General features: G+C 67.3%; 20 protein-coding genes and 1 other RNA gene. 14 read left to right on the top strand and 7 right to left on the bottom strand.

What is annotated here, in order from left to right; translation table 11 throughout:
- Positions 1 to 4: 4 nt before the first annotated feature.
- Positions 5 to 625, top strand: coding sequence for a methylated-DNA--[protein]-cysteine S-methyltransferase (locus tag G6032_RS15790; protein WP_165280759.1), 621 nt, complete (start codon positions 5 to 7; stop codon positions 623 to 625).
- On the opposite strand, the gene pgaD is transcribed toward G6032_RS15790, so the two are convergent.
- From pgaD to pgaA, 4 genes are all read right to left on the bottom strand, one after another.
- Positions 517 to 1,050, bottom strand: coding sequence for a poly-beta-1,6-N-acetyl-D-glucosamine biosynthesis protein PgaD (pgaD, locus tag G6032_RS03535; RefSeq protein ID WP_165280758.1), 534 nt, complete (start codon positions 1,048 to 1,050; stop codon positions 517 to 519). The two genes, G6032_RS15790 and pgaD, sit on opposite strands and share 109 nt — an antisense overlap.
- Positions 1,050 to 2,318 carry a poly-beta-1,6-N-acetyl-D-glucosamine synthase gene (gene pgaC, locus G6032_RS03530; protein ID WP_240901944.1) on the bottom strand — a complete coding sequence of 423 codons (1,269 nt, stop codon included), beginning with the start codon at positions 2,316 to 2,318 and terminating at the stop codon, positions 1,050 to 1,052. The genes pgaD and pgaC overlap by 1 nt, the downstream gene beginning before the upstream one ends.
- On the bottom strand, positions 2,315 to 4,201 hold the full coding sequence (gene pgaB, locus G6032_RS03525) for a poly-beta-1,6-N-acetyl-D-glucosamine N-deacetylase PgaB (protein ID WP_346763747.1): 1,887 nt from the start codon (positions 4,199 to 4,201) through the stop codon (positions 2,315 to 2,317). Before pgaB ends, pgaC begins: the two co-directional genes overlap by 4 nt.
- Before the next feature lie 63 nt (positions 4,202 to 4,264).
- On the bottom strand, positions 4,265 to 6,724 hold the full coding sequence (gene pgaA / locus G6032_RS03520) for a poly-beta-1,6 N-acetyl-D-glucosamine export porin PgaA (protein ID WP_165280756.1): 2,460 nt from the start codon (positions 6,722 to 6,724) through the stop codon (positions 4,265 to 4,267).
- A 252-nt stretch (positions 6,725 to 6,976) separates the two neighbouring features.
- Here pgaA and G6032_RS03515 point away from each other — a divergent pair, with 252 nt between their 5' ends.
- From G6032_RS03515 to dauA, 6 genes are all read left to right on the top strand, one after another.
- Positions 6,977 to 9,973, top strand: a complete 2,997-nt coding sequence (locus G6032_RS03515; protein WP_165280755.1) for a PAS domain-containing protein — start codon at positions 6,977 to 6,979, stop codon at positions 9,971 to 9,973.
- Between the two features lie 173 nt (positions 9,974 to 10,146).
- Positions 10,147 to 11,460, top strand: coding sequence for an MFS transporter (locus tag G6032_RS03510; protein WP_206211780.1), 1,314 nt, complete (start codon positions 10,147 to 10,149; stop codon positions 11,458 to 11,460).
- A 45-nt stretch (positions 11,461 to 11,505) separates the two neighbouring features.
- The gene (locus G6032_RS03505; RefSeq protein WP_165280754.1) at positions 11,506 to 12,816 is read left to right on the top strand and encodes an O-acetylhomoserine aminocarboxypropyltransferase/cysteine synthase; all 1,311 of its coding nucleotides are present in this window, start codon (positions 11,506 to 11,508) and stop codon (positions 12,814 to 12,816) included.
- Complete coding sequence (metX, locus tag G6032_RS03500; protein ID WP_165280753.1) at positions 12,813 to 13,877, top strand: homoserine O-acetyltransferase; 1,065 nt, start codon at positions 12,813 to 12,815, stop codon at positions 13,875 to 13,877. Before G6032_RS03505 ends, metX begins: the two co-directional genes overlap by 4 nt.
- A 90-nt stretch (positions 13,878 to 13,967) precedes the next feature.
- On the top strand, positions 13,968 to 16,001 hold the full coding sequence (locus G6032_RS03495; RefSeq protein ID WP_165280752.1) for a S9 family peptidase: 2,034 nt from the start codon (positions 13,968 to 13,970) through the stop codon (positions 15,999 to 16,001).
- Between the two features lie 42 nt (positions 16,002 to 16,043).
- Positions 16,044 to 17,789 carry a C4-dicarboxylic acid transporter DauA gene (dauA, locus tag G6032_RS03490; RefSeq protein WP_165280751.1) on the top strand — a complete coding sequence of 582 codons (1,746 nt, stop codon included), beginning with the start codon at positions 16,044 to 16,046 and terminating at the stop codon, positions 17,787 to 17,789.
- A gap of 34 nt (positions 17,790 to 17,823) precedes the next feature.
- On the opposite strand, the gene G6032_RS03485 is transcribed toward dauA, so the two are convergent.
- Entirely contained in the window at positions 17,824 to 19,473 is a 1,650-nt protein-coding gene (locus G6032_RS03485; RefSeq protein WP_165280750.1) for a DUF3300 domain-containing protein, read from the bottom strand.
- Positions 19,474 to 19,649: 176 nt separating this feature from the next.
- On the opposite strand from G6032_RS03485, the gene ffs reads away from it, so the two are divergent.
- From ffs to recR, 4 genes are all read left to right on the top strand, one after another.
- An RNA gene (ffs, locus tag G6032_RS03480) (signal recognition particle sRNA small type) lies at positions 19,650 to 19,740 on the top strand.
- Between the two features lie 104 nt (positions 19,741 to 19,844).
- Entirely contained in the window at positions 19,845 to 21,467 is a 1,623-nt protein-coding gene (gene dnaX / locus G6032_RS03475; protein ID WP_165280749.1) for a DNA polymerase III subunit gamma/tau, read from the top strand.
- 24 nt (positions 21,468 to 21,491) lie between these two features.
- Entirely contained in the window at positions 21,492 to 21,815 is a 324-nt protein-coding gene (locus G6032_RS03470) for a YbaB/EbfC family nucleoid-associated protein (RefSeq protein WP_165280748.1), read from the top strand.
- Positions 21,816 to 21,822: 7 nt separating this feature from the next.
- The gene (gene recR, locus G6032_RS03465; RefSeq protein WP_165280747.1) at positions 21,823 to 22,419 is read left to right on the top strand and encodes a recombination mediator RecR; all 597 of its coding nucleotides are present in this window, start codon (positions 21,823 to 21,825) and stop codon (positions 22,417 to 22,419) included.
- A gap of 21 nt (positions 22,420 to 22,440) precedes the next feature.
- Here recR and rsgA read toward each other — a convergent pair whose 3' ends face one another.
- Complete coding sequence (gene rsgA, locus G6032_RS03460) at positions 22,441 to 23,283, bottom strand: ribosome small subunit-dependent GTPase A (RefSeq protein WP_165280746.1); 843 nt, start codon at positions 23,281 to 23,283, stop codon at positions 22,441 to 22,443.
- A 106-nt stretch (positions 23,284 to 23,389) separates the two neighbouring features.
- On the opposite strand from rsgA, the gene orn reads away from it, so the two are divergent.
- From orn to G6032_RS03445, 3 genes are read left to right on the top strand one after another with little or no spacing between them, the layout of a single operon-like run.
- Complete coding sequence (orn, locus tag G6032_RS03455; RefSeq protein WP_165280745.1) at positions 23,390 to 23,938, top strand: oligoribonuclease; 549 nt, start codon at positions 23,390 to 23,392, stop codon at positions 23,936 to 23,938.
- The gene (locus G6032_RS03450) at positions 23,935 to 24,534 is read left to right on the top strand and encodes a DUF938 domain-containing protein (RefSeq protein WP_165280744.1); all 600 of its coding nucleotides are present in this window, start codon (positions 23,935 to 23,937) and stop codon (positions 24,532 to 24,534) included. The genes orn and G6032_RS03450 overlap by 4 nt, the downstream gene beginning before the upstream one ends.
- Entirely contained in the window at positions 24,531 to 25,496 is a 966-nt protein-coding gene (locus G6032_RS03445; protein ID WP_346763746.1) for a pyridoxal-phosphate dependent enzyme, read from the top strand. Before G6032_RS03450 ends, G6032_RS03445 begins: the two co-directional genes overlap by 4 nt.
- Here the strand turns inward: G6032_RS03445 and G6032_RS03440 are convergent.
- The gene (locus G6032_RS03440; protein WP_165280742.1) at positions 25,493 to 26,539 is read right to left on the bottom strand and encodes an efflux RND transporter periplasmic adaptor subunit; all 1,047 of its coding nucleotides are present in this window, start codon (positions 26,537 to 26,539) and stop codon (positions 25,493 to 25,495) included. The genes G6032_RS03445 and G6032_RS03440 overlap by 4 nt on opposite strands.
- Positions 26,540 to 26,546 lie beyond the last annotated feature (7 nt).

Below are 26,546 nucleotides of genomic sequence, written 5' to 3'. Positions count from 1 at the left end.
ACGCATGATACATCCCGCCGAACCGCATGATTTCAGCTCGCAGCGCGCCTTCGACCGTGCGCTCGCCCGGGGGATCGCCGAATTACCCCCGGCACGCCCGGACGCCTCCGTTCTTTACCTGGCACGGTTCGAGACACCGCTCGGTTCACTCCTGGCCGGCGCGAACGGTGTCGGGCTTGTCGTGCTGGAGTTCACCGATCCTGAGCGACTCGATGCGCAGCTGCATCGACTGGCTCGCCGCCTGAAATATGCGCTCCGGCCCGGCGCCACGGCTGCGAGCGAGCAGGCCGGACGCGAGCTGGAGGCCTATTTCGCTCACGGCTTGCGCCAGTTCACCGTCCCGCTGGCGCCGATAGGCACGCCATTCCAGCACGATGCATGGCGGCGCCTGCGATCGATTCCCTACGGGCAGACCGTGAGTTATGGAGAGCAGGCCCGCAGGATCGGCCGGCCGCGTGCCGTGCGGGCTGTCGCCCAGGCGAATGGAGCGAACCCGATCACGATCGTCGTCCCGTGTCACCGGGTGATCGGTTCGGACGGCACGCTCACGGGATACGGCGGGGGGATCTGGCGCAAGCGCTGGTTGCTGGCGCACGAATCGGCTGTCCCCACGGCCTCGATCTGACCTTCCGCATCCAGTCCGAGCACCACGCGACGACTTGCGCGCAGGCTGTCGAGCAACTCCGGCTCGATGTCGAAGCGCGCGCACAGTTCGACATCGCTGACTGGCGGGATGGTTTTTCGCCTGTCGAGGCCGCCGAAGCGCCGCAGGTTGTACGAAGACCAGGCGATGATGACGGCGGCCGCGATCAGAACGACACCAAAATAGCGCAACAGTGTCAGCAGGTGCGCGGGATCTTCCGGCTCGAGTATGAATCTTGCGAACAGGTCGACGCCGAACCACCAGGCCAGCAGGCTGACCAGCGGCAGGAACAGGTACAGCCAGCCGATCCATGCGAGGGCCGTCAGCGAGGAGAACAGCAGTCGCTGGGGACGCGGTTGCAGGTCCGGACGGTAGATGATCGGGGGGCGGCGCGGCGCGTCGTGCATCAGGGCCGCACTCCGCGATCCGGGCTGACCCACACGGCTCGCGTGCCCCGGCGTTTCAGCAAGGCCTTGGGCACCGCGACCACCGTCGTCAACATGCTGATCAGCCAGAAGGCGATGGGGTACCAGATCACCCAGAAATACACTCGCCAGAGTCCTTTCTCATAGCGACTGTCGATCACGAGGCTGACGCCGAACTGGGCCAGGCAGGTGCAGCCCAGGATCACGCCCGTCCATTGCGGCAACAGGGTCGGCACGATGAGGGCTGCGGGCAGGGTGACGACGAAGCCGAGCAGGTACAGGAGGAAGATCGACGCCATCGTGTAAGCCCACAGCACGCTCAGGGCATACTCCAGCAGGACGCCCCACATGCGCCGGCGCCGCCAGGACAGGACCGTCCCCGCGTAACGGCGCAATACTTCCACGCCGCCCTGGGCCCATCGAAGACGCTGTTTCCACAGGCCGCGCAGCGTCTCAGGCATCAGGATCCAGCACAGCGCGTTCGGTTCATAGCGCACGTCCCAGTGATCCGCCTGGAGCTGCCAGGTGAGGTCGATGTCCTCCGTGACCATGTCGGTGTTCCAGTAGCGATTACGATGCAACGCGGTCTTGCGGAACGCGGACACCACGCCCGAGACCGTGAACACGCGGCCGTAGATCCGCTGCGCGCGCTTGATGAGCCCGATGATCGACGAGAACTCGCCGACTTGCAGGCGGCCCAGCAGCGTAGACCGGTTGCGGATACGCGGGTTGCCGGTGACCGCACCCACCCGGGGTCCCGAAGTGAGGTGGTACATGAGCCAGTGCGTCGCTTTCGGATGCAGGATCGCATCACCGTCGATGCACACCAGGTACTCGCTGCGCGAGGCGAGTGCGCCCATACGTAGCGCCATCGCCTTGCCCTGGTTCTTGCTGAAGTGGATGACGCGCAACTGCGGGTAGCGCTTTGCGAGTTCGTCGAGGATCGCCCCGGTATCGTCGCTGCTGCCGTCGTTGATGGCGATGATCTCGAAGTCGGGGTATTCCTGGCGGGCCAGCCATTCGACAGTGTCGCGGACGTTGTCGCCCTCGTTGAAGCAGGGTGCGAGGATCGAACACATGGGATATCCGGTCAGCTCCGGTGGCTTCTCCGGATCGCTGTCGCCGCGCCGCTCCCAGTGGAAGAAGTACCAGAGTCCGGCCGCGATCCATGTCCAGGCCATGAACAACGGGAAGAAAAAGGCGAAGTTGAACATCACCGTGATCAATCCGCTGGCATCTCCCCAGCTCATCGGGGCTGTTCCTTGCGATAGGGAAAGCTGCGAATCGACAAGCCCTGGAAAAGAGGCTCGAGGGCGGGCCGCCCGAGGATGAAATCATCCGGGTAGTAGGCGAGATTCAGCGCTCCGGCGCGAACCAGCAGCTGAAAATGATCGCGCAGCTCTTCGGCGGGCAGCCACTTGTCGCGCCGCCAGTCCTTGGCTTGCAGTTTGAAGACCGTGCGATCGAGGCCTGCCGGATGCCGGGCGACTTGCGCCACCAGCATCCGCAACCACGCCGGATGTTCGCCCGCCACTTCCTCCAGGTACGGCATCGCCATCAACGCCGTGTAGTCGTAGGCCGCGAGAAAGGCCGGCATCGACTGGCTGAAACGCGCCTCGCTGGACGGATCGATCGCGACGCGAGCGTACATGTTCCGTGCCGTGCGCAGTGCAGGACGATAACGCCGTGCCTGGGCAGTGACCTCCAGGCTGAAATCCACGAGGGCCGCGGTCTTTTGCGCCGGCGAGAGGCGACAGTCCTCGATCGGACGTTCGCTGCCCGGCCAGCTCGCCGCAGGTGCACACGCGGCGAGATCCTCGTCCGCGGCAAGATAGGCGTCGTCGTGAAAGAGTATGCCGGCGAAATGGGCATGGCGCCCCAGGTCCGCGTAGATCTCCGCGACGAGTTGCCGGGCGGACGGGAGAAACGGACTCAGCCGCCGGTAATCGGCATCGGCGGGTTCCGCGGTTCCGTCCTGTCCCGCACGCAACACCGACAAGGCCAGGGCGCGATCCGTGTCAGGCAGGTCGAACGCAAGCAGCGGCATCCACGCGTAAACCTCCACCCCGGTGCGAGTCCGCAGCTGCCACGCGACGCGATTGAAGAGATCGGCTCGCATGGGCAGGTGGCGGTTGGGGAAATAAAGTGCTGCGGCAGTGCCGTCGCCGTCCGGGTCGGCGAAGGCCTGCAGGTAGACGGTGGTGATCGAGAGCGCCTGGACGCGTTCGAGCAAGGCATCGAGATTGCGTTCCTGCTGTGCCGGGTCGGGATCGTAGACGTAATCCAGGTCCACGTGCACGGCGCGCTGAATGCGCTGGGACGGAATTTGAGGCAGGTTTGCGACGAACTCGGCCAGCGCCGGATTGCCCGTGAGCAGCAGGCGATGTAAGCCATTCAGCCGGTGCACCCCGTTGCGGCCGTTCGTCAGGCCGAGCGAGACCTCCATGCCAAGTCCGGCAGCGACAGCCTCGGCTTCCGAGTGGTACTCGCCGTAGGGCCAGACGATTGCACGGGGCGCCCGCCCCGTGTGCTGCTCGATCAATGCCACGCTTCGGGCCAGGTCGTCGCGCACCCGTGCGCGCCACTCGGCCTCGGTCTCGTAGCGCCCGGGTGCCGGCAGGTATTCAAGCGAACTGGCGGCCGGTTGCTGGTTGCCTTGCGGATTGGCCAGCACGCCGCGGTGCAGGTCATGGCTGTGACTGGCTATTTCGACCAGCCCGGAAGCGGCCATTTCGCGCAGCTGGGCCCAGGTCGCGAAGCCCGTCGCGTCGCGCTCGGCGCCTTCATAGGCGATCGTTTCGCCGGCGGCGACGCGCTCCTGCCAGCTGCTGACGACGGACGCCACGGCGGGATAGCCATAAGCCTTCAGCAACGGGAATACGTGGGTGTAGAGGCTGGCGAGCCCGTCGTCGAAGGTGAGCAGCACGGCCTTGTCCGGCAGCGCCCGGCGCCCTTGGCGCGCCGCGATGATGTCGTCGAGCGACACCGGAGTCCAGCCGTTGGTGCGCAGCCAATCGAACTGTTCTGCGAGCTGCGTGGTACCGACCGTGTAGCGATCGCGATCGACGTGCCCCGCCGCGTCGTCTTTGACGTCGTGCCACGCCACGCTCACCCACGCAGGCTCTGCGGCCACGGCGGCGCCGGCAGCGCCGCAAGTGGCCAACAACGAGAGCAGTAGCAACAGCCGGCAACGCATCTAGAAAATCCCCTCGAACGACAATCGGCCGTCGATCCGGGTTTCCCGGTCGCCGTCATACACCCGGCTGGCAAAACCCGTCCCGTATGTGACCCGCCAGCGTCGCCCCAGGCGCCATTCATGTTCGTAACGCAAAAATCCAGTCGGACTCGCGCCGAAGTCTTCCTGCCAGTAACCGCCGAGGCCGAGGACGAAACGTTGCGAGAACGACTGCTCGTAGCGCCGCCAGCCAAGCCGCTCGTGTGTCACCGCGTAGCCCGCTGCGAGGTCGCTGGCGGGATTGAAGTAAAGGCCGCCCTCGCGACTGGCCCGCGAGGCGTACAATTCCGCGGACCCCGTGGTCAGGCGGCCGGCGTTGGCATGCAGTCGATGCTGCATGCCGACCAGGGTCGACCAGCGCACGTTGCCGTCCGACAAGGCGAGACGCGTGAGCCCGCCCCGGAGGCTGAATGATTCATGTGCCTGCCAGCGCGCGGCGCCTTCCACTTTCCAGCCCGTGAGGTCTCCCGGGCGCGCGCGCAGCGGAGCATCCAGGGAGTCGCTTTCTGCGCGGGTGGCGAAACTCCAGTGGTCATCCCGGTGCCAGTCGTAGCCTGCCGTGACGCCGGCGCCGGTGGAGTCCGCCGCATTGCCGTGCAATTCCACGTAGCCGTGGCGGCGCTGGTGGCGCCAGGAAAGGCCGGCGCCGATCCGCTGCTCACGGGCCGTACCCTCCGGGTAACGTGCATCGCGCCATGCATGCAATCCGTAGGGTTGCCACCGGTGCGCGATCACCGGTGCCGCGACCCGGGTGCTCACAGTGCGGTCGTAGGAGCCGAAGCCCGTGAAGCCGTCGCTGTCGCCGTACTCCGCATCGACACTCATGCTCCAGCGGTCGCGGTCCCGCCAGGCGGTGCGCTGGCGATTCACGGCCGCATTGTCCGGGAACTCGGCGTGCAGGTTCTCGATGACCCGGTCGGCCTCGGCATGGCGACCGAGGTCGGAAAGCACGGCCGCCAGCTCCTGGCGCCCGGCGATGATTTCCGGCTCGTAGGCCTGCGCGATCTCGATTTCCGCCAGCGCGCGCTCCGGCCAGCCGCGCCAGCGGTAGACGGTCGAGAGCTGGCGCCGGATCTGTGCGCTTGCCGGCGCGTCGGCCGATAGTGTTTCGAGCCTGCGCTGTGCATCCTCCAGCCGGCGATCGTAAGCCTGCAGCATGGCGCCGCTGAGGTCTGCGTCCAGTCGCGGCCAATTTGCGACGTGCTGGTTCGTGCCGGCGACGCCGATGAACGCAGGTGACGTGGCGGACAGGTCGTCGGCCACCCACAGGGGGCCGCCAAACCATTCCGACTCGATGCGTGCATAGATCAGGCCGAGACGGGCGCTCGACATGCGCGGTCGGTCGCGCAGGATGTCACGGTACAGTTGTGCGGCTTGCCCGGCGTTTCGCATGGCGAGATGTGCATCGGCGGCGGCATGGCGGACATAGACGGGCGCTTCGATGCCTGCATCCAGCAGCGCATCGTATTCGTGAATCGTCTCGGCCATGCGGTCGCGCATCCGGTAGGCGACGACCAGGTCGAACCGGCCGCGCAGGTGAGCGGCGGAGGCGTCCGGCACCGATGCCAGCACTTCGAGTGTGGCGGTGGCGGTATCGATCAGTTCGAGGCGCTCTGGAGAGGCTTCCGGATACACGCGGGCCCAGCGCAGCCGTTGCCCCGCCATATTGCCGGCGAGCAGCGCGAGTTCCGCATCGTCGAACAGCCCGGGGGCCGCCATGGCCATGTCGTTCGCCAGGTGAGCCGCTGCGAGATCGGATAGTGCAAACACCTGCTGGCGGCGGAGCTCCCGGTGGTCCGGGTCGATCTGCAGTGCGTTCTGCGCCACGGCGAGCGCATCCATGGGCCGTCCCGCGCCACGAAATACGAATGCCGCTGCCGCTGCAAGTTCCGCCGAGCCGGGCGACCTGGCGATCCAGGGTTCGATGTAGGCCGCGGCGTCTGCACTGCGGCCGAGATCGGACAGGAGCAGCGCATAAAGCGCATGGGCGTCCGGGGTCCGGCCGGGGTCGGCCAGGCGCGGTCGCAGCAGGGAAAGTGCTTCCGTCGCCCGTCGCTCGGCACGCAGCGCGCGCGCCCAGGCCAGCAGTTCGAAGTCGGCGAGTTTCGCGGGGTCGAGTCCTGCGGCTGTGTCTATTGCATCTGCACTGCGCCCGGCCCATTGCAAAACGACCAGCAAGTCCGCCCGTACCCCGGTTGCGGTCGGGTTCGCTTCGAGCAGTTGTGCGAGTTGCCGGGTCGCTTCCTTGAAGTCGCCGTCGCGCGCCAGCAACACCGCCGTGTCACGCTTGGCCCGGAGGGACTCCTCCGCAGCGGACGCCCCGGCGCAAGGTGCGCTGACAATCAACAGGCAAAAGACGACGGCCCGGAAAGCCCGTGCAAACGCGGGCAAGGCCTGCCATGGCGGCGAGCTCGAGGCCAAGAGAGACTCCCGTGAGGTCAGTGGGGGCCCGGTTCGTCGGATCTTCGGTGCTTGCTTCCCGCTTCAGAGCTGCCCCTGTCGGGGGGGCAAGTGTCCGACGAGCCCGGGCATGCTATGCGAGATGGGTGCGCGCGGGTCGGAATTGAGTCTCAAAACGGCGCATCCGGCGAGATTTTGACGCGTGCCGGGGAAACGCGCTTCCTGTGATGCATGTCCGTTCCCGGTCCCGGCCTCGACCTTACACTCGGCCCAGTGAACGCGATCATCCATCCCGCAGGTAGCCGCAGTTCCTCGACGGACCCCAAGCCGAAACGTTCGTTCGAGCGGCCGTCTCGCGTTCGGGCCAGCCGGATCGTCCTGGGCTACATCCTGTTCGCTGGCCTGTGGATCGTGCTTGCGGACCTCGTGCTGGACCAGTTCCTCCCCGCGGGGTTCCGCCATTCCGCCGGCGTGGCGATGCTCAAGGGGCTCGTCTTCGTCATTTTCACGGGCGGGCTGTTGTGGGTTTCCCTGCGTTACGAACGACGACTGCGTTACCAGAGCGCGGCGCGCCAGGTCGCCACGACGGCTGCGCTGCTCGGGCATTTCCGTGCCATGTCGGCGAAGGTGAGTGATGCGGTGCTGCTGGTGGGGGCAGGCGGACGCATCATGGAAGCCAACACGGCGGCCGCCAGCCTGCTGGGCTGGAGTCGGGCCGGCCTGTGCGAACGCAGGATCGGCGAGGTCGAAGTCGAGGTCGAGAGCGGTGCCCGTTCCGATGGGCCCCGGGCGGGATCGTACGAAAGCATCTTTCGCACTGCAGACGGCCGCATGTTGCCGGTCGAGGTCGATTGCCTGACCCTGCAGGTCGGTTCACAGCATCTGCAGCAATACATCGTTCGCGAGGCCAGCCTGCAGCGTCGCACCGGAGAGAATCATCGGGATCGGTCCTGGATCGACGTGTTCTTCGACATGCCGTTCATCGGCATGGCCATCAGTTCACCGGAGAGCACGCGATGGATCCGGTTCAATGATCGTCTTTGCGAAATTCTCGGCTATTCCCGCGCCGAACTGTCCACGCTGACCTGGCGGGAGATGACTCACCCGGAAGACCTGCACAAGGACGAACAGCAGTTCAGAGCGGTGATAGCAGGCGAAATCGACGCCTACAGCCTCGAAAAGCGGTTCATTCGCAAGGATGGCACCGAGGTGCATGTCGAACTCGACGTGCGTTGTCGGCGGCTCGCGGACGGCAAGGTGGATTACCTGGTCGCGACCGTCCAGGACATCACCGGGCGTGTCGAGGCCGAGGAGCGGTTGAACCGGCAGAAGAACCTCTATGCCGCGTTGTCGCGAATCAACACGGCTATCACGCGGCTGCCCGACCGGCAGCAGATCTTCCAGGACGTTTGCGACGTGGTGGTCGCGATCGGGCGTTTCGAGTTTGCCTGGATATTCAGTGTTTCGGGCGGCGAATACGCTTTCGAGGCGCAAGCCGGCGACGACAAGGGTTTCGTCGGCAAGATCATCGATCAGTTCAAGGCGGGCCCGTCCGCCGTGTTCGAGCAGGGCGCGCCGATGGTGGCGTTACGGACCGGCAGGGTCGTGGTGCGCGATCCCTACATGGAGGACGGTGCGACGGTTCAATGGCGCTCGCTCGCCGCAGAGGCGAATGTCGAGGCGTGTGCCGCCTTCCCGATCTTGGTCGATGAACGCCCCGTCGCCGTGCTGACGATTTATTCCAGCAGTGCGGGAGACATCGACGAGGACGTCGTCAGGCTGCTGGAGGAAATGGCCCGCGACGTATCGTTTGCGCTCGAGAACAGGGCGCGCGAGGAGGCCCGCGTGGCGAATCTCGCGGCACTGGAAGCCGCCGAGGCACGCTCCCGTTTCGCCCTGGAGGGCGCTGGGCACGGGGCCTGGGAATGGGACCTGGTTGCACAGCGCGTGAACTATGCGCCGCGCTGGAAAGCGATGCTCGGCTATGCGGCCGACGAAATATCGGATTCTCCCCTGGAATGGCAGGAACGGATCCATCCGGACGATGCCGAGGCCACCCTCGCGCTGGTTCACGAGCATTTCGCGGGACGCACGGCCAGCTACGTCTCCGAGCATCGCCTGCGCTGCAAGGACGGCAGCTACAAGTGGGTGCTGGATCGGGGGCAGGTGCTCGAAAGAACGCCGGGTGGAAAGCCAGTCAAGTTCTTCGGCACCAAGACGGACCTGACCGAGGTCAAGGCGGCGGAAGAGGCATTGCAGCAGGAGCGCCAGCGCATGGACCTGGCTCGCGCCAGCGCGAAGATCGGCACCTGGGACTTCGATATCGCCACGGATACGGTGCATCTCCATCAATCCACGCCCCTGCTGTTCGGCTTCGACGACTCTCCGCGCTCGATGCCGCTCAAGGACTACGTGCAGCTCGCCCACCCCGACGATCGTGCCGCGTTGCGCGAATCCGTCGAGGAGATGCTGGATCACGATACGAACTACGCGACGGTGTTCCGTTTCATCTGGCCCGACGGCAGCCTGCACTGGATCGAGGACCGAGGCGTGCTGTACCGCGACCATGACGGTCGCCCGGTGAGCGCCTTCGGCATCAATCTCGACATCACCGAACGCGTCGAGTCCGAAAGACGGATCAGCGAATACGTGGCGCGCCTCGAACGATCGATGCTGGGTACCGTCGATGCAATCTCCCACATGGTGGACCTGCGCGACCCGTACACGGCGGGCCACGAGGTGCGGGTGGGCAACCTGGCCGCCGCGATCGGGCGCCAGCTGGGACTGGACGACATGGCCTGCCAGGGGCTGCAGATTATCGGTCGCGTCCACGACATCGGCAAGATCACCATCCCGGCGGAAATCCTTTCCAAGCCGGGGCGCCTGTCGGACATGGAAATGAACATCGTGCGCACGCACGCGCAGCAGGGCTTCGAGATCCTGAAGGATATCGAGTTCGACTGGCCCGTCGCGGAAGTCATCCGGCAGCACCATGAGCGCATGGACGGCAGTGGCTACCCGCGCGGACTGAAAGGCGACGAAATCATGCTCGAAGCGCGGATCGTCGCCGTGGCCGACGTGGTGGAATCCATGGCCTCGCACCGGCCTTACCGGCCGGCCCGCGGCGTCGAGCCGGCCCTGGAAGAAATCGAGCGCAATGCCGGTATCCTGTACGACGAAGACGTGGCCCGGGCCTGCCTCCACTTGTTCCGCGAAACGGATTTCAGCCTCGACGGCTGTGCCGAGCCCGCCACGCCGTCCCGGAGCTAGCCGCGCACCCGGGCAGCCGCGCCTGCGCCGCGGAATGCTCCGGCGCTGAATTCCATTGCGGCCTCAGGCCGCGATCGCGTACCTTGCGTCCCCGACGGACTCGAAATCCTGCGCGGTTTGGTCCATAACTTGCATAAATCGGGACCATCCCGGGGCGCCACGCGAGTATTTCCATGTTTGCCACCATTCTCCCGCTCGGCGCGTTGTTATCCGGCACCGCGCTGCTGCTCCTGGGCAGCGGCCTGCTGGGCACCTTGCTCGGCGTGCGGGGGAGCTATGAAGGCTATGGCGACCAGGTGCTGGGACTCATCATGTCCGGCTACTTCCTGGGTTTTTTCCTCGGCACGTTCCTCGCCCCTCGCGCGATCCGGCGCATGGGACACATTCGCGCCTTTTCCTTTTTCGGCGCGCTGTTCGCCTCGACCGTGCTGGCCCACGCCATCTGGGTGACGCCGGTGACCTGGGGCCTGTTGCGGGTGGCGACGGGGCTTGCCGTGGTGGGCCTGTACACGGTGATCGAGAGCTGGCTGAACGCCACGGTCGAAGGGGCGCAGCGCGGACGGGTGTTTGCAGTCTACATGGTGATCAATCTCGCCGCGCTGGCAATCGGGCAACAGTTCCTGCGCCTGGCTGCCCCGGAATCCTTCGCCCTGTTTTCCCTCGTCGCAATACTGATCTGCGCGGCCATGTTGCCGGTCACGGCCACCCGGATGGCGCAGCCCGTCATGTCTCCGTCAGAACGTCTCGGGGTGCGGCGCTTGTTCAGGCTGGCGCCGGCAGCCGGCGTCGGATCCCTGTTCTCCGGTATCTCGATCGGGACTTTCTGGGGCCTCGCGCCGGTCTACGCAGGCCGCCTGGAGCTCGACAACGAGAGCGTGGCGATGTTCATGACGGTCACGATCGTCGGTGGCGCGCTGTTGCAATGGCCTATCGGCCGACTGTCGGACAGCGGCGACCGGCGGCGCACCCTCGCGATCTCCAGTCTCGGCGCGGCCGTGGCTGCGGGGGCGGCCCTGTTCGTCGCGTCGCCGACCGGGGCTGGACTCTATATCGTGTATTTTCTTTACGGCGGGCTGTCGTTCGCCATCTATCCCGTCGCGGTGGCTCATCTCCTCGATCACGTGGCGCCCGAGGACCTGCTGCCTGCATGCAGCACCAATCTGCTGTTGCACGGGCTGGGCGCCGCGCTCGGCCCGGCGCTCGCGGGCTTCGCCATGGGCAGGTTCGGTCCGGGTGCTTTCCCGGGCCTGCTGCTCGTGGTTCACGTGCTGCTGGCGGCTTATGTGGCGAGCCGCCTGCTCATTCGGACGCGCGTCGTGGCGGGCGATGCCCATTTCCATGCGATGTTGCGTACCTCGCCGACCGCCATGGAAATGTTGCCGGAGGTGGACGCGGCCCAGGACGAACTCGAAGGGACGACCGAAAGCGCGGCACCCGATCCGGCCGAGGGTCCTGTCGAGCCCGACGCTGGCATCCGGGAGCAATAAACGACAGTATTCCCCGGTCCCCCGGTTGATTCCCAGAGAGCATCTATGAGCAAGCATCGATTCGAGACCCTGCAGGTTCACGCGGGGCAGGCGCCGGCCGCTGGCACGAACTCGCGGGCCGTGCCTATTCACCAGACGACTTCGTTCACGTTCGACGACGCCGATCACGGCGCGCGGCTGTTCGCGCTGCAGGAATTCGGCAACATCTACACCCGCATCATGAACCCGACCACGGACGTCTTCGAGCAGCGCGTGGCGGCGCTGGAAGGCGGGGTGGCGGCGCTGGCGACCGCCAGCGGGCAGTCGGCGCAGTTCCTGGCATTGACCACGCTCGCCGAGGCCGGCGACAACATCGTCTCCGGCAGCAGCCTCTACGGCGGCACGTACAACCAGTTCAAGGTCCAGTTCCCGCGTATCGGCATCGATGTGCGCTTCGTCGCCGGCGACGATTTTTCCGCCTGGGAGGCGGCCATCGATGAGCGCACGCGTGCGTTGTACGTCGAGAGCATCGGCAACCCGGGCTTCGATGTGCCCGATTTCGCGCGGCTGGCGAAGCTCGCCCGAGCGCACGGCCTCCCGCTGGTGGTGGACAACACCTTCGGCTGCGCGGGATACCTCGTGCGCCCCATCGATCACGGCGCCGATATCGTCGTGCAGTCGGCCACCAAGTGGATCGGCGGCCACGGCACGTCGATCGGCGGCGTGATCGTGGATGCAGGCAGGTTCGACTGGTTCGGCGAGCGCTTCAAGACTTTCCACACGCCGTCGCCCGGTTATCACGGCCTGAATTTCGCGGAGGTGTTCAGCCCGGACGGACCGTTCGGCAACCTGGCGTTCATCATCCGCGCGCGTGTCGAGGGGTTGCGCGACTGGGGACCGGCCATGGCGCCGTTCAATGCCTTTCTCTTCCTGCAGGGCCTCGAGACGCTGTCCTTGCGCGTGCAGCGTCACTGCGACAACGCGCTGGCGCTCGCCCAGTGGCTGCAGGCGCAGCCGCAGGTCGAACGGGTCGATTACCTCGGGCTGCCGGGCCACCCGCACCACGAGCGGGCCAGGCACTACCTGCACAACGGTTTCGGCGCCGTGCTGATGTTCAGCATCCGGGGCGGCCTGGAGGCCGGCAAGCGCTTCATCGACTCGGTCGAGCTTGCGAGCCACCTGGCGAACGTCGGCGATGCGAAGACCCTGGTCATTCATCCCGCGAGCACCACCCACCAGCAGCTTTCCGAGGCAGAGCAGCGTGCTGCCGGCGTCGCCCCGGAGCAGGTGCGCGTCTCGGTCGGCATCGAGCACATCGAGGACATCAAGGACGATTTCGCCCAGGCGTTCGCGAAGGTGGCGAGCCCGGGCGGATGAGCGACGGCGCATTGCATACCGCCACGGCGGTCTCCAGCGAGACGTGCCTGTGGCGGCCGGACGCGCCGGTCCGGCTGGAGAACGGCCAGACCCTGGACCGGGTCGAGGTCGCCTACCGGACCTGGGGACGGCTGGCGTCGGACGGCGGCAACGCGGTGCTCGTGTGTCACGCCCTGACGGGCTCCGCCGACGCCGATGTGTGGTGGGGTGGGCTTTTCGGCCCGGGGCGGGCGCTGGACCCGGCACGCGATTTCATCGTCTGCAGCAACGTGCTGGCGGGTTGCTACGGGACCACAGGGCCCAACCATCCGCATCCGGAAGACGGCGAGCCATGGGGCAGCCGGTTCCCGCTCGTGACCATCCGTGACATGGTCGGCCTGCAGGCCCGCCTGCTCGATCACCTCGGCGTGCATCGCCTTTCCCTGGTGCTCGGCCCGTCGCTCGGCGGTATGCAGGTCCTGGAGTGGGCGGCGAGCTTTCCGGATCGCGTCGCGGCGATCGCGCCGATCGGCGTGTCCGGGCGCCACTCCGCGTGGTGCATCGCCATCAGCGAGAGCCAGCGCCGCGCGATCTACCTGGATCCGGCGTGGCTCGACGGCCGTTATCCCCTGGACCGGCCGCCCCGCCACGGGCTCGCGGTGGCGCGCATGATGGCGATGTGCAGCTATCGCAGCTGGGAGAACTTCGAGGCGCGCTTCAGCCGCCGCAAGCAGGACTGGGACGAGCAGTTCGCCGTGACCTCGTATCTCAATTACCAGGGGCAGAAGCTTTACCGGCGCTTCGATGCCAACACCTATGTGCGCCTGACCCAGGCCATGGACAGCCATGATCTCGCGCGGGACCGGGGCGACTACGAGAGCGTGTTGCGCGGGATCCGGATCCCGGCGCTCGTGGTATCGGTGGATTCGGACGTGTTGTACCCGCCGCGCGAACAGGAGGAGCTCGCCAGGCTGCTGCCGGCGGCACACTACGAGATGCTCCATACGCCGGCCGGCCACGACGGCTTCCTGATCGAGACGGATGCGCTCGACCGGATGCTGCAGCGCTTCCGCGCGCCCTAGAAAAGATGCGCGGAGCGGGGGTCTCCTCGCTTTCCGCCGGTTCGGGTTATTATCCGGGGCTCGCTGGAATCACCCCCTGGAGGACCCCGCATGCGGCACCCGATGATCGGCGCGCTCGTTTTCTTTCTCTCGCTCGGCATGGCCGTCGCCGCCGAGGAACTCAAACCGCTCGACGCGGAGACCATCTGGGAGCTGCAACGCCTCGATGGCCCGGCCATTTCTCCCGACGGAGAGCAGGCGGTGGTCGCCGTCACCCGTTACGAGGTGAAGGACGACGAAGGCATCACCGACCTCTGGCTGGTGCCGACCGATGGCGGGGATGCACGTCAGCTCACGACCTATTCGGGGAGTGATTCGAGTCCGGCCTGGAGCCCCGACGGACGCTACATCGCGTTCGTCTCGAAACGCGGCGACGACGAGAAATCGCAGATCTACATCATTCCGGTGGGCGGCGGGGAAGCCCGGCGCCTGACCGACGTGCCCACGGGCGCGAGTGCACCGAAGTGGTTCCCGGATTCCAGCGCCGTGGCCTTCATCAGCAGCGTGTACGAGGATACCGCCGACTGGGCAGAGATGGCCGAGCGTCTCGAGGCAGAGGACGAATCCAAGGTGTCCGCCATGACCTGGGACCAGGCGCCGATCAGCTGGTGGGACCGATGGCTCGACGAACGCAAGCCTCATCTCTACAGGATCGGCCTCGAGGAGAGCGAACCGCAGCCGATCACTCACGGCTCCGGCGTCCACCTGCTGGTGACCGGGGCGGGGACGGGCAGCTACGATATTTCGCCGGACGGCGAGGAGATCGCCTTCGTCGCGGATACGGATACGACGGGGGTTCGTTCCAACCCGGACGTGTATGTGCTGCCCACGGCCGGGGGCGAGGCGCGCAACATCACCGCGGGCAACATGGCGCCTGATTTCGCGCCGGCCTACAGCCCGAACGGGCGCTGGCTGGCATTCTCCCAGCGGCGCATCCCGGGTTTTTATGCCGACCGGGCGCGTCTCGTGCTGCACGAGCGCGACAAGCAAACGCAACGGGTGCTGACGGAGGATTTCGATCGTACGGTCAGCGGCGTCACCTGGGCTCCGGACAGCCGCAGCGTGTACACCTCGATCGATGATGCCGGGATCCGCCGCCTCTACCAGATCGACACGCGGGACGGCGAACCGCGGGCGATCACCGCGGAACACAGCTTCGGCGAACCGCAGCTCTCCGCCAACGGCCGCGTGCTTGTGACCCTGCGCCAGAGCTTCGTCGAGCCGCCGACCCTCGTGCGGGTGGACCCGCGCCGCGGCAACGTGACGAAGCTCTCGACGTTCAACGACGAAATCCTCGCCGGAGTCGATTTCGGGCGCTACGAAAGCGTCACCTACGAGGGCGCCAACGGGCAGGACATCCAGATGTGGGTGGTGTATCCGCCCGGCTTCGATCCGGAGAAGAAATACCCGTTGTACCTGCTGTTGCACGGCGGTCCGCACAACGGCATTCCTGACGGCTTCCACTTTCGCTGGAACGCCCAGGTATTCTCCGGGTGGGGCTACGTGACCGGCTGGCACAATTTCCACGGTTCCAGCGGCTTCGGACAGGATTTCACCGATTCCATCAACCCCGAGCAATCGGAACTGCCGTATATCGACACCATCAAGGCGGCCGAATGGTTCGCCGAGAAGCCCTGGATCGATGCCGAACGCATGGGTGCGGGCGGCGGGAGCTACGGCGGCTACCTCGCCTCGATCCTCCTCGGGCGCGATCATCCCTTCAAGACGCTGGTCGCGCATGCGGCGGTGTTCAACTGGCTGACCCAGTACGCCGCGGATTACGGCGCCTCCAAGCGTCGCCACGGCGAGTTCTGGACCAACCCCGGGCACTACAAGCTGTCCTCGCCGCATACGGGGGCGGCTAATTTCGAGACGCCTACGCTCGTGATTCACGGCCAGCTGGATCGCCGCGTGCCGGTGAACCACGGCATCGAGTTGTTCAACATCCTGCAGAACCGTGGGGTGCGGAGCCGCTTCGTGTATTACCCGGACGAGAACCACTGGATCCTCAAGCCGAATAATTCGCTGCACTGGTACCAGGAGAAGAAGGACTGGCTGGCGGAGTTCCTGCAGCCGGAAGACTAGCGACTCGACAAGCTTGTGGCCGGCTTGCCATGATGGGGGATCATGGCAAAGCCGGCTGCTCCTCTCCGTTCCCTGGCCTCGGTCGGCGCCGGGCTGCGCGCTGCGTTCGCTGCCGGGTACGGAGTCTCCGACTTCCGCAAGGATCTGCTCGCCGGCCTGACGATCGGCGTGGTCGCCATTCCGCTCGCCATGGCACTGGCCGTGGCCACGGGCGTGCCCCCACAGTACGGCCTCTACAGCGCGATCGTCGCCGGCATCGTCATCGCTCTTTCCGGGGGGTCGCGCTTCAATGTCTCGGGGCCGACCGCCGCCTTCGTGGTCATCCTTCTCCCGATCGTGCAGCAACACGGCCTCGGCGGGTTGCTGGTGGCGACGTTCATGGCGGGCGCCATCCTCGTGGCCATGGGCATGGCGCGCATGGGCGGGTTGCTCCAGTTCGTGCCTTACCCGGTCGTGCTGGGCTTTACCGCGGGCATCGGCGTGGTCATCGCCACCTTGCAGCTGCCCGATCTACTTGGGCTGGCCATCCCCGGTGGCAGTGCGCACTACGCCGACAAGGTGAGCGCGATCGTGCTGGCGTTGCCCCGCATCGACCTGCATGAATTCGGCATCGGGCTCCTGACCCTCGCGCTGATCATCCTGTGGCCCCGGCTGCGGACGCCGATCCCGGCGCCGCTCGCGGCACTGGTGCTGGTGTCTGCGGTCGCCTGGGCGATCAACGGCGCATCGGACGGCGTGCTCATCGACACGATCGCATCGCGTTTCAGCTGGGAGTCGGGTCAGCAGGCCGGCCAGGGAATTCCACCGATGGGTCCGGGCTTCGTGCTGCCCTGGCGTTTGCCCGACGCGGACGGTTTGCCGTTGCAGCTGAGTTTCGACCTGTTCCAGGTGTTGCTGGGGCCGGCCATCGCGATCGCCATACTCGCGGCGATCGAGTCGCTGCTGTGCGGCGTCATCGCCGACGGGTTGACCCGGACCCGGCATGACCCGAATGCGGAGCTCATCGGGCAGGGCCTGGGCAACATGGTCGCGCCGTTTTTCGGCGGCATCACGGCCACGGCGGCGATCGCGCGTACCGCCACCAATATCCGCAGCGGCGCGCGATCACCGGTGGCGGCCATCGTACATTCGCTGGTCGTGCTGGGGGCCGTTCTGGGAATGGCCGGACTGCTTGGGCAGGTGCCCATGGCGGCGCTCGCGGCATTGTTGATCACGATCGCATGGCATATGAGCGAGCCGCGCCTGTTTCTTCGCACGCTGCGCTCAGCGCAGCGCGGCGACGTGGTCGTGCTGCTGACCTGTTTTGGTCTGACCGTGCTCTTCGACATGGTGATCGCCGTGGCCGTGGGGATCGGACTGGCGGCAGCATTGTTCATCCACCGCATGTCGCTGTTGACCCATGCCCAACGGCTGGATGGGGAGGCCCGGCCGGCCGCGGCGGGATTTCCGGCAGAGGTCGTGGTTTACGACGTCAACGGGCCCTTGTTCTTCGCCGCAGCGGAGAAGGCGGTGGCGTCCTTGCGGATCGTCGATCCCGGTGTCCGGGTCGTCGTGCTCGACATGAACGACGTTCCCAGCATGGATCACACCGCGGTCGTGGCGGTGCAGGGCCTCGTCGACGAGATGCATCGCCAGGGTGTCGCCCTGGTGTTTGCCGGCCTCGCGCCCCGCATGGTCCTGAAGTTGCTGCGCGCGGGCGTGCGCCGCGTGCGTGGGCGCCTCACTTTCTGCAGGTCGATGGAGCAGGCGGCGCAGGTCGCGGTGGATTGGCATCGATCCGTGCAGTGAACCCGGCGGATCACCATCCCGTTGACCTGGCTGCTCAGCGCTCCTTCTGACCGGTCCTGCCGCGCCCGGATGATTGCGCCCCGGCTCTCGGCGCGCGGGGCTGGCTCCGCGCGGCCGCCGGAGCCGGGCGCGACGACGGTCGATTCACGCTCGGCGCCTGGCGCGCCTGTGGCGGGCGGCTGGCGCGTTGGGCCGGCGCAGCACGACCGGATTGCACCGTTGGCGCCCGTTGCACGCGTGGCGCGGGCTGGGTGCGAGTCGTCACGGGTGCGCGGTTCACGGCGGGTGGTCGGTTGACCGAGGGTGCGCGGGTCGATGGCGCCCGGCCGGACGGCTCGCGGGTCGACAGCACCCGGTTGGACTGGACGCGACTCGAGGGCGTGACCTGGCTTCGGTTGGACGGGGCACGACTCGAGGGCGCGACCTGGCTCCGGTTGGACTGGACAGGGCCCGTGACTTCGCCCCGGCCCCTGTTCACCGGCCGTGCCGTGGAGGACTCCAAGCGATTTGTCGACTGGACGCGCTTGAGGTCCGCCCCGCGTACCGATTCCGGCCGTCCGCCGCCTCCGCGCGGCGTGGCGCCGACGGGCCGCGCTTCACTGCGGAGCGACTTCAGCAACTCGCGCTGCTGGTCCGGTCGAGGCGTACGCAGTCCGGTGCCGCTTGGCGGGTCCGGTCTAGGGGTGCGCAGTTCGGTACCGCGCCGCGGGTCCGGTTGATGCGTGTACAGTTCTCGGCCGCGCCTGTGGTCCTCGTAGCGATCGTTGGTCCGCGGGTGGACGTAGCGCTCGCGGACCTTGTCGTGGCGGTAGTGCACGCCCCGCCGATGCGAGGGGTTGTGGACCCACCGCTTGCCGGGCGTGTAGTAGGGCCTGGCATGCTTGAACCGCGACGGATAGTAGTAGCGGGGCGTGCGCACGATTACGACGCTGCGCTGCGGCCAGTAGAAGCTGCTGAAGAAGAAGCCCGATGAGATGCGGATGCCGGAGCCCCAGTAGAAACCCGGATGGCCGTAGTAGTAGTGTGCCGGCGGCGCCCAGACGACCGGCGGATAGGCAGGGCGCCACCAGCCGCCGTACACCACCAGCGGATCGTAGTAGGGCACGTGGACGACCCGCGTCGTCGTCGGCTCGATGATGATGGTTTTCTCTTCGCGGATGACCCGCGCGTACTCGGTGTTCTCGAGACTGCCGTTGGCATCGGCGCGCGCCCGCAGGAACTGGATGGAATCCATCACGTCCTGCTCCTGGAGCAGGACGGCGTCACCGAGATTCCGCGTCCATTCCAGGTCCTGGTCGAGCCGGGCCAGCAGGTCCGGAAACGCGACGAGCGCCTTGACGCTCGGATCCCAGTCGCGCTCTGCGACGGCCGCCACGGCGTCTTCACCTTCGAGCTCGGGATGATCCCTCGACCAGCGGGCCGCGGACACGATTTCGAGGGGATAGGTCGCGGCGATCAGGACCTGCGACAGCAGGGCATCCGGATAGAGGGCGATCGGCGCCAGCAACTGGTCGAGCTCCGCCTCGCTGAAGCCGGCCTCCGCCGTGGACGCCGGGCGATCGGTGACCGGTTCGACGATATAGCGCTCGGCAGGGGCGGGCACCGCCGCGCGGGCGCCCTGGACCGCCAGGCCGAGCCCCAGGAGGCTGACGAGCAACGTGATGTGCAAGCCTGGATGGTTCATCGCTTTCTCCCGGGTTTTCGCCATGGTCACAGGCTAGCACTCCGAAGCTGAACGTACGGCAACGACGCCAGAACCGTGCGTCGATGCCATGTGCATTGTGACAGTTCGGAGTGCCGGGAGTTTCCGGTTATCATGGGCGGTCCCGACCCCCGTCGGGAGCGATCAATGGTGGTCCGCGTCGGTCCCCCCGCGACGGCCAGCCGTGAACCCCGCCAGGCCCGGAAGGGAGCAACGGTAGCGGCGACGCCGGGCGCCGGGGTGTGGCTGGCGCGGGCCGCCACCCTCCGCCCGGGCGAAGGGCCCGATGGCGGAGTGTTACACTGCGGCTCCTGTCCGAATCACCGACCATCACCTGTCCGGATCGTGATTTCATGAGCTATCAAGCGCTTGCCCGCAAGTGGCGCCCACGCCTTTTCGCCGACCTGGCGGGGCAGGAACACGTCCTGCGCGCCCTGGTGCATGCGCTCGACAACGACCGGCTGCACCACGCCTACCTGTTTACGGGGACACGCGGCGTCGGCAAGACCACGATCGCGCGCATTTTCGCCAAGGCCCTGAACTGCGAGGCGGGCGTATCGTCGACGCCGTGTGGTGTCTGCGGGGCCTGCAGGGATATCGATGACGGGCGCTTCGTCGATCTCATCGAGGTCGATGCCGCCTCCCGCACCAAGATCGAGGACACCCGGGACCTGCTCGACAACGTGCAGTATTCGCCGGCCCGCGGGCGCTACAAGGTCTACCTCATCGACGAAGTCCACATGTTGTCGCGCCACTCCTTCAATGCCCTGCTGAAGACGCTGGAGGAGCCGCCCCCGCACGTGAAGTTCCTGCTGGCCACCACCGATCCGCAGAACCTGCCTGTGACCGTGTTGTCGCGCTGCCTGCAGTTCAATCTCAAGCGCCTGCCGCTGGCGTTGATACGCGATCGGCTGCGTGTCGTCGCCAAAGAGGAGTCGCTGGAATTCGAACCGCCCGCACTGGACCTGCTGGCGCGTGCCGCGGACGGCAGCATGCGCGATGCCCTGAGCCTCCTCGACCAGGCCGCTTCCCACGGCGGCGGGCGGCTGACCGAAGCCGACGTGGCAGCCATGCTCGGCACGGTGGATCGCGAGCATGCGGTGCGCCTGATGGATGCGGTCGTCTCGGGCGACGGCCCGACGCTGCTGGCGGAGATGGCCGCGCTGGATGAGCGGGTGCCCGATTACGACGATGTCCTCGGCACCGTTGCGGCGCTGGTGCAGCGGGCGGCCGTGCTCCAGGCGGCGCCCGACGTCGATGACGAGGAGGACGGTTTGACGCCGCGTGCCCGGCCGCTCGCCAATATTGCGGCCCCCGAGGACCTGCAGCTCTGGTACCAGGTGGCGGTGGCCGGACGGCGGGATCTGCCACTCGCGCCGTCGCCCCGCGCGGGCTGCGAAATGGTGTTGTTGCGCATGCTGGCGTTCCGTTTTTCGCCGCCCGCCGTCTCCGGGGATCCGGAGGGGGTCGGACGTCCGGCGCCGGTTCCGGCGGCGAAGCCCGCAGCGGCGCGCGCCGCGGCCTCTGCACCGGCGGCTTCGGCAGCGCCCTCGCTACCGGCGGCGCCCCCGCCATCGCCGGCGTCCGCCAGCGGACCGCTCGACGACTGGGAGCAGATGGTCGATGCCATGGGCCTGGCCGGCGTGACCCGGCAGCTGGCGCGCCACTGCGCGTATCTTGGTCGTGAGGGCGCCGTGGTGCATCTCGTGCTGGACCCGGCGCACGAGTTTCTCGCGACAAGTGCCCAGCAGGAGAGCCTGCGTGATGCCTTGTCGGCACATTTCGGCACGGCCGTTCGCTTGCAGCTGGATTTCGCCCGGCCGCAGGAGGAGACCCCGGCCGACCGCGAGCGGCGCGCGGCGGAACAACGCCAGCAGGCGGCGGAAGAGGCTATCCAGGAAGACCCCCTGGTGCGCGAGATGCAGAAGGTTTTCGACGCCACGGTGGATCGCGACAGCATCCGGCCGGCGGATTGACGAACACGACGGAGGAACACGGGAATGAAAGGTCAGATCGGACAACTGATGCGCCAGGCGCAACAGATGCAGGAAAACCTCGAGAAGGCCCAGCAGGAACTGGCCGCCCTGGAGGTCGTCGGCGAAGCGGGCGGCGGCATGGTCAAGGTGACGATGGGTTGCCGCCACGAAGTCCGGGGGATCGTGATCGATCCCGCGCTGCTCGGCGACGACAAGGAGATGCTCGAGGACCTGGTGGCCGCGGCCGTCAACGACGCCCTGCGCAAGGTCGAGCGGACGGTGCAGGAGAAGTACTCCGGCATGACGTCCGGGCTCGGCCTGCCGCCGGGCATGAAGCTGCCGTTCTGAGGCGCGGATGCGATATTCGCCGCGACTTGCGGGGCTGATCGAGGCCCTCAGGCGCCTGCCCGGCGTCGGACCGCGATCCGCGCAACGCATGGCGTTCCACCTGCTGGAAAGGGATCGGGAAGGCGCGGCCACGCTGGCCACCGCGATCAGCGCGGCGCTGGACGGCGTCGTGCACTGTTCCCGCTGCCGGATGTTCACCGAGAGCGAGCTGTGCGAAATCTGCCGCGGGCCCTCGCGGGACGCCGCGGTGCTGTGCGTCGTGGAGACGCCGGCCGACGTGGTCGCGGTCGAGACGGGGTCCGGCTACACCGGGCGTTATTTCGTCCTGATGGGGCACCTGTCCCCGCTCGACGGAATCGGACCGGACGAACTCGGCCTCGAGACGCTCGAGGCTATCCTCGACGAGGGCGGCATCACGGAAGTCATCCTGGCGACCAATCCGACCGTGGAGGGCGAGGCGACGGCCCACTACATCGCCGAGCTGTGCGCCCGTCGCCAGATCCGTGCGACCCGGATCGCCCATGGTGTGCCGGTGGGCGGCGAACTCGAGTACGTGGACAGCGGCACGCTCTCGCACGCTTTCGCGGGACGCCAGAGCATCTAGGCGCAGCCCGGCGGAGTTCCTTCAGCGCTGCAGGTCTTCCGTGAGACGCAACAGGCGCCGGTAGCTTTCGTAGCGTCGCGCGCTGATGGCGCCACTTTCGACCCCTTCCTTCACGGCGCAGCCAGGCTCTTTCATATGCCGGCAGTTGGCGAAACGGCAGCGGTCGGCGGCGGCGACGATTTCGCGAAAGCCGACGGCCGCCAGGCGCGGGTCGGCGAGGGCGGGGGCGAAATCGCGCACGCCCGGAGAATCCAGCAAGGCCCCGCCGTCCGGGAGGGCGTGCAGCGTCGTCGCCGTGGTGCGGTGCCGGCCCTCGCCCGAGGCGCTCGAGACCTGGGCCGTGGCCGCATCGATGCCGGGCAGCAGGGCGTTGAGGAGCGATGACTTGCCGACGCCGGACTGTCCCACGAGGATGCTCGTGCGCCCCGCAAGCGCGGCCCGCAACGACTCCAGGCCTTCCTCCGCAACTGCGCTGACCCGCAGCGTCGGGTAGCCCACCGCATGGAACTCTTCCAGGCAGGTCACGGCGTCCGCTGTCGGCAGATCGATCTTGTTGCAGGCCACGATCGCCTTCGCACCCATCACCTCCGCGGCGGCCAGATAACGATCGATGATGAAGGGATCCGGTACAGGTTCGGGTGCGCACACCACGACCACCTGGTCGATGTTCGCGGCGAGCACCTCCGCCCGTCCGCGGGAATCCGGGCGGCTGAGCTCCGTATCGCGGGGTTCGCGGTCCAGCACGGCGATCTCGCCGTCCTCTCCGGAGAAACGCCAGCGCACCCGGTCCCCGCAGACGATCCGCAATCCCCGTCGCGCGACGAAGGCCCGGTGGCGGACGCCGGAAGGGTCTTCCACGATCATCCTCTGGCCGTAGGAGGCGACGACGCGTCCCAGGGTCCACGCGGCTTCCGTGACTGGCGGTGGCGCTCTGTTAGAATTCGTTGATTGCAAGGAGCGGCCTGCCGGGATGATTAAAGACGCCGAAAACCTGATCTGGATCGACCTGGAGATGACGGGCCTGGACCCGTTCAGGGACTCTATCATCGAAATCGCCACCGTGGTGACGGACAAGCACTTGAATATCATTGCCGAGGGGCCCGTGATCGCGATCCACCAGGACGATGCGACACTCGAAGCCATGGACGAGTGGAACACGCGTCAGCACGGCAAGTCCGGACTCACCGAGCGCGTGCGCGCCACCCGGGTCACCGAGCGGGAGGCCGAACTGGCGACGCTCGCCTTCCTGGCGCGCCACGTCGATCCCGGCGCATCGCCGATGTGCGGCAACAGCATCTGCCAGGACCGGCGCTTCATGGCGCGTTGCATGCCGGAGCTCGAGCGCTTCTTCCATTACCGGAATCTCGACGTGAGCACGCTGAAAGAACTGGCGCGCCGCTGGGCGCCGGACGTGGCGAGCGGCTTCCACAAGGAGTCGCAACACCTGGCGCTGGAGGACATCCGTGACTCCATCGCGGAGCTGCAGTACTACCGCGAAAACTTCCTGCGGCTGCCATGAACGCCTTGCCGCACTCGCCGGCCTGTGAACGCAACCGGGAACCGATCCTCGCATGTATAGCGCCCGGCCTGGCGGGCGCCACGCGCGTCGTCGAGATCGGCAGCGGCACCGGACAGCACGCGGCATGGTTCGCGCCCCGCCTGGCGCACCTCGTGTGGCTGGCCACCGACCTGCCGGCCAACCACGCCGGGATTCGCAGCTGGATCGAGGCCAGTGCTGCCGGAAACATCGAGGGACCCCTGGCGCTCGACACGCTGGCAGACGAATGGCCGGACCTCGGACGGGTCGATGCCGCCTACAGCGCGAACACGGCGCATATCATGCCGGAGCCTGCGGTCGTCGCCATGTTCGAGGGCCTCGGCGAACGTCTGCCGTCGGGCGCACCGTTCTTTCTCTACGGCCCGTTCATGGAGCAGGGTCGGCATACCAGCGAGAGCAATGCCGCCTTCGATGCGGACTTGCGGGCCCGCGGCAACGGCATGGGCGTGCGCGACCTCGCATGGTTGTTGCAGGTCGCGGCGCTGGCCGGTTTCGAGCTCGCTCACGTCGAGCCGATGCCCGCGAACAACCGGGTGCTGGTGTGGCGCCGGACGTGACGGCCTTGCCTACGGAGGCCGATGTCTTCGCAGCCGCCGCCCGTATCGCGCCGTTCGTGCATCGTACGCCGGTCCTGACATCGCGGAGCCTCGACGACGAACTGGGCGCGCGGCTCTTCTTCAAGTGCGAGAACTTCCAGGCCAGCGGCGCATTCAAGGCGCGCGGGGCATTCAATGCAGTCCTGTCGCTCGATGCCGAGAGCGCGGCGCGCGGCGTGGCGACGCATTCCTCCGGCAACCACGGCGCCGCGTTGGCGCTCGCGGCGGCGCGTCGGGGTATTTCCGCCTGGGTGGTGGTGCCGACCGATGCATCGGGTTTCAAGCGCGCCGCGATCTCGCGTTACGGGGCGCACGTGGTCGACTGCGCGCCGGGGCTGGCGAACCGGGAGGCGAAGCTTGCCGAGCTGGTCGAGGACACCGGTGCGACGGTCGTGCATCCCTACGACGACAGCCATGTCATTGCGGGGCAGGGCACCGCGGCGCTGGAATTGCTGGAGCAGGCCGGCGCGCTCGATGTACTGCTGGTGCCGGTGGGAGGTGGCGGCCTGGTCTCGGGCTGTGCGCTCGCGGCGCGCGCGATCTGTCCGCAGATCCGCATCGTGGCCGCCGAACCCGCGGGCGCCGACGATTGCTGGCAGTCCATGCAGACGGGGGAACGAGTCCGGCTCGAGCAGGTGTCCACCATCGCTGACGGCCTGCGCGCCTCGATCGGCGAGCGGAACTGGGCACTGATTTCGCGGTACGTCGATGAGGTCGTGCGAGTTTCTGATGACGAGATCGTCGCCGCCATGCGGATTGCCTGGGAGCGGCTGAAGATCGTCGTCGAGCCGTCCTCCGCGGTGCCCCTGGCCGCTGTGCTGAGCGGTCGAGTGCCGGTCGCCGGGTGCCGCGCGGGCATGATCTTCTCGGGCGGCAACGTGGACCTGGAGGCGCTCCCCGACCTCTTTGCAGCGCCCGGCTAGCCTTCCACGATCTTGAGCGGCTGGCCTTCGCGCAGGCGCTCGGCACCCCGGATGATGACCCGGTCGCCCGGCGCGAGTGGCCCCGTGATACCGACCAGGTCGCCTGCGCCCAGCCCGGGAATGACATTGATGCGTTCCGCCGTGCCCTCGGCGGTGATGCGATATACGCTTGCGCCATCGCGGCGCAACACCAGTGCGTCGCGCGGCACTGCCAGCACTTCCTCGGGGGCCGCGCTGGGCACAGCGACACGCACGCTCTCACCCACGCGCCAATCGGCCGCGTCGACGTCGATGCGGAGCTCGAACATATGGGACTGCGTGTCGCCGAAGGGCACCAGCGTACGGATCACGCCGGAGCCGCTGCGTCGCTCGCCCTGGACCGCCAGGGTGCTGCCGGCCGACACGTGCCTGAGGGATGTCAGGGGCGCCCGCGCCACGATTTCCAGCATGTCGGGGTCGACAAGGCGCACGATTTCGTCGCCGGCCCGGGCATGCTCGCCGGGCGTGCTCATCCGCTGGGTGACGATCCCAGTGAAGGGGGCGCGCACCCGCGTGCGCTCCAGCTGCAGCTCCGCCTGGCGAAGCCGGGAACGGGCCACGGCGAGATCGCTGGCGGCCGACTCCAGGTCCGATTCCACCTCGTCGAGGCGATTCTTCGCAGCATTGTTCTCGGCCGCCAGGCGGGCGAGGCGATCCGCTTCACGCCGGAGAAAGCCTTCGCGTGCCTCCAGGGACGCCACGATGCCGCGGAATTCCTCCCGTTGCAGGAGGCGAAGGGCATCTTCGATGCGCGCCACCGGCTCGCCGGCCGGGATTTCCGCGCCGACCTCCGCAACCCACAACAACTGTCCGTCGACCTCGGCGGAGAGACTCGCGTCGTTCCTGCTGATCACCGTGCCCGGGACGCTGATGCTCGGGGCCAGCTCGGCAAGCCGGACCTCGGCGACCCGCACGACGGCAGGAGGCGGGCCGCCCTGGGCGGCCGCGAGCGCCGGCAGCAATGCCGGCAGGAGAAACACGAGGCGATACATAGACGATTTCATGGGCGAG

It is taken from the genome of Wenzhouxiangella sp. XN24 (assembly GCF_011064545.1).
GTDB lineage: Bacteria > Pseudomonadota > Gammaproteobacteria > Steroidobacterales > XN24 > XN24.
The sequence above is the reverse complement of the archived record's forward strand: the minus strand, read 5'-3'. Positions and strand labels throughout refer to the sequence as shown.

Coding starts and splice junctions, on each gene's coding strand:
- rsgA (WP_165280746.1), bottom strand. CDS start 23,283: ATGATCGTGGAAGACCCTTCCGGCGTCCGCCACCGGGCCTTCGTCGCG.
- metX (WP_165280753.1), top strand. CDS start 12,813: ATGAGCGACGGCGCATTGCATACCGCCACGGCGGTCTCCAGCGAGACG.
- orn (WP_165280745.1), top strand. CDS start 23,390: ATGATTAAAGACGCCGAAAACCTGATCTGGATCGACCTGGAGATGACG.
- G6032_RS03450 (WP_165280744.1), top strand. CDS start 23,935: ATGAACGCCTTGCCGCACTCGCCGGCCTGTGAACGCAACCGGGAACCG.
- G6032_RS03470 (WP_165280748.1), top strand. CDS start 21,492: ATGAAAGGTCAGATCGGACAACTGATGCGCCAGGCGCAACAGATGCAG.
- dauA (WP_165280751.1), top strand. CDS start 16,044: ATGGCAAAGCCGGCTGCTCCTCTCCGTTCCCTGGCCTCGGTCGGCGCC.
- G6032_RS03440 (WP_165280742.1), bottom strand. CDS start 26,539: ATGAAATCGTCTATGTATCGCCTCGTGTTTCTCCTGCCGGCATTGCTG.
- G6032_RS03510 (WP_206211780.1), top strand. CDS start 10,147: ATGTTTGCCACCATTCTCCCGCTCGGCGCGTTGTTATCCGGCACCGCG.
- dnaX (WP_165280749.1), top strand. CDS start 19,845: ATGAGCTATCAAGCGCTTGCCCGCAAGTGGCGCCCACGCCTTTTCGCC.
- G6032_RS03495 (WP_165280752.1), top strand. CDS start 13,968: ATGCGGCACCCGATGATCGGCGCGCTCGTTTTCTTTCTCTCGCTCGGC.
- G6032_RS03505 (WP_165280754.1), top strand. CDS start 11,506: ATGAGCAAGCATCGATTCGAGACCCTGCAGGTTCACGCGGGGCAGGCG.
- G6032_RS03485 (WP_165280750.1), bottom strand. CDS start 19,473: ATGAACCATCCAGGCTTGCACATCACGTTGCTCGTCAGCCTCCTGGGG.
- pgaD (WP_165280758.1), bottom strand. CDS start 1,050: ATGCACGACGCGCCGCGCCGCCCCCCGATCATCTACCGTCCGGACCTG.
- pgaC (WP_240901944.1), bottom strand. CDS start 2,318: ATGAGCTGGGGAGATGCCAGCGGATTGATCACGGTGATGTTCAACTTC.
- G6032_RS15790 (WP_165280759.1), top strand. CDS start 5: ATGATACATCCCGCCGAACCGCATGATTTCAGCTCGCAGCGCGCCTTC.
- recR (WP_165280747.1), top strand. CDS start 21,823: ATGCGATATTCGCCGCGACTTGCGGGGCTGATCGAGGCCCTCAGGCGC.